We start from the raw sequence: 615 nt of genomic DNA, 5'->3' as shown, positions 1-615 counted from the left end.
TCCAGAGCGGTCCAGGTCCCATGCTGTGATAGCTCATCTGGTACGCGATCTCTTCATTCGGTGTGGAAACTGTTACGAAGACTCCCGGAGCGATTCCGTTTACATATTCTACGACTCCATGTTTGTTCAGGATTCCTCCGTCTTTCTTTAATTTCAGGATGTCATTCAGTTCTTTGACTCCTTCCGTTCCCGGAGATGTCTTTGGTCCGTGTCCTCCGATCACATCCGGCACCAGTCCCGTATAGTTGGACATCGCTGTCATCTCTACCATGGTCTTTGTTCCATCTTTGAACGCGCAGAGCATCTTCGGGCTCATCTTTCTTCTTGTTGCTTCTTCCAGCACTGTATCCGGATTGCAGCCATAGTCGATCTTATTGTTCTTTCCTTTTCCCATGACTTCCACGTTCATTCCCATGGCTTTGGCAAAGCTGTACAGTTCCATAACAGCTCCCGGCTCATCTCCTGCAGATCCTGTATAGATGACTCCTTCTTTTTCTGCCATCTTCTTCAGGTAAGGTCCGATTACAACATCCGTTTCTACGTTCAGCATGACTACATGTTTTTTATTCTTCATGGCGTCTGTCGCTACTTTGGCTCCTACATCCGGAACTCCTG

1 pseudogene is annotated in these 615 nt (G+C 47.6%); it reads right to left on the bottom strand.

The window, feature by feature from the left end:
• Positions 1–615 (bottom strand): annotated as a pseudogene (locus JMF81_RS03755) (NAD(P)H-dependent oxidoreductase); the annotation flags it as partial.

The organism is Anaerostipes butyraticus (assembly GCF_016586355.1).
Lineage (GTDB): Bacteria > Bacillota > Clostridia > Lachnospirales > Lachnospiraceae > Anaerostipes > Anaerostipes butyraticus.
The sequence above is the reverse complement of the archived record's forward strand: the minus strand, read 5'-3'. Positions and strand labels throughout refer to the sequence as shown.